Below are 1,934 nucleotides of genomic sequence, written 5' to 3'. Positions count from 1 at the left end.
GACGCCTGCCACGACGCCCTCGCCGTCCCCTCACCCGACAGCCAGGTCGTCCAGGAACTCCACCTCGTCACCAGCCACCTGCTCTGCGAGTACGTCGAGCAGGCCCTGCCGGCCGCGCTCGCCGCGCCGGGGGCGCCCGTGCGGGCGGGGGTCGAGGTGGTGCTCGACGGCGGCTCAGGTCAGCAGGTCGACGCGTGATGAGGAGGGAAGCGTGACGGGACCCGTGGTGGTGGTCGGCGACACCCTGCTTGACCGTGACGTCGAGGGGGTGGTCAACCGGCTCTGTCCGGACTCGCCCGTGCCCGTGCTGGACGAGACGGCGTACGTCGACCGGCCCGGCGGCGCCGGGCTGGCCGCGGTCTTCGCCGCCGCCGCGCGGGACGTCGAGGTGGTGCTGGTGACCGCGTTGGCGGACGACGCGGGAGGCGCCCGGCTCAGCTCGCTGCTCGACGTCGCCGGGGTGCAGGTGTACGCCCTCGGCCTGCCCGGCGGCACGCCGGAGAAGATCCGGCTGCGCGCCCGGGGCCGGGTGCTGCTGCGCCACGACCGGGGCGGGGTCGCCGGCGCGCCGGGCGAGCCCTCCGACGAGGTGCTGCGGGTGATCGCCCGCGCGTCGGCCGTGCTGGTCAGCGACTACGGCCGGGGCGTGGCCCGGCAGCCCGCGCTGCGGGCGGCCCTCGCCGCAACCCGGGCCCCGGTGGTCTGGGACCCGCATCCGAGGGGCCCGGCGGCGGTGCCGGGGGTGCGCCTCGCCACGCCCAACGAGTCCGAGGTGCGGGAGCTGGTCAAGGTGCCGCCGGGCGCGACCCGGCTGGCCACCGCGTCCCGGGGCGCGCAGGGGTTGCGGCAGCGCTGGCGGGCCGGCGCGGTCGCGGTGACCCTGGGCGGCGACGGCGCACTGCTCTGCCGCGCCGGCTCGACCCCGCTGGTGGTCTCCGCCCCGACCACCGCCGAGGGGGACACCTGCGGGGCCGGCGACCGCTTCGCCGCCACCGCCAGCCTGGCCCTCGCCCGGGGCGCGCTGGTCTCCGAGGCGGTGCAGGAGGCGGTGGCCGAGGCGTCGGCGTACGTCGCCGGCGGGGGAGTGGCCACGGCGCTGCCGCCGGCCCGCCCGCTGCCGCCGACGGTGTCCGGCGCGGGCGGGGAGCGCGTCGGCGTGGCCGCCGCCGCCGCGGTGGTGTCGGCGGTACGCGCGGGAGGCGGCACGGTCGTGGCCACCGGCGGCTGCTTCGACCTGCTGCACGCCGGGCACGTGGCGACGTTGCAGGCCGCCCGGCAGCTCGGCGACTGCCTCGTCGTCTGCCTCAACTCGGACGCCAGTGTGACCGGGCTGAAGGGCCCGGACCGGCCGGTGATCCCGCAGGGCGACCGGGCGCGGCTGCTCGCGGCGCTGGGCTGCGTCGACGCGGTCATGATCTTCGACGAGTCCACCCCGCGCGCGGCGCTGTCCTGGCTGCGGCCCGACGTCTGGGTCAAGGGCGGCGACTACGCCGGCGAGGGCGGTGAGCCGGCGCTGCCGGAGGCGGACCTGCTGCGCCGCTGGGGCGGGCACACCGTGGTGGTGCCCTACCTGGACGGGCGCTCGACGACGGGGCTGATCGCCGCCGCCCGCGCGGCCGGCGCCGGCCCGGTCGGCGGCGCGCCCCCGCTGACCGACACCGTGCCGCCGGCCTGCCCGCCGGCCGGCGCCGCGTCGACGCAGTTCCCGACCACGACGGAGGGCACCCGATGAGCGGCATGACGCCCGGCGCGGGGCAGACGGTGCTGGTGACCGGCGGCGCGAGCGGCCTGGGTGCCGCCGTGGTGGCGGCCGTGGCCCGGGCCGGTGGCCGGCCGCTGGTGCTGGACCGGCAGCCGCCCGCCGACGGGGTGCCCTGGATCGAGTGCGACCTGGCCGACACCCGGGCCGCCGAGGCGGCCACCCGGCAGCTCGC

The 1,934-nt window shown here is 79.3% G+C and carries 1 protein-coding gene and 2 pseudogenes; all 3 read left to right on the top strand.

The window, feature by feature from the left end:
• Positions 1–198, top strand: a pseudogene (locus ACWENR_RS30680) (phosphoheptose isomerase); the annotation flags it as partial.
• Positions 199–211: 13 nt separating this feature from the next.
• The gene (locus ACWENR_RS30675; RefSeq protein WP_452280424.1) at positions 212–1,732 is read left to right on the top strand and encodes a PfkB family carbohydrate kinase; all 1,521 of its coding nucleotides are present in this window, start codon (positions 212–214) and stop codon (positions 1,730–1,732) included.
• Positions 1,729–1,934 (top strand): annotated as a pseudogene (locus ACWENR_RS30670) (short-chain dehydrogenase); the annotation flags it as partial. The gene ACWENR_RS30675 and the pseudogene ACWENR_RS30670, both read left to right, overlap by 4 nt.

This window comes from Micromonospora sp. NPDC004336 (assembly GCF_053602615.1).
The sequence above is the reverse complement of the archived record's forward strand: the minus strand, read 5'-3'. Positions and strand labels throughout refer to the sequence as shown.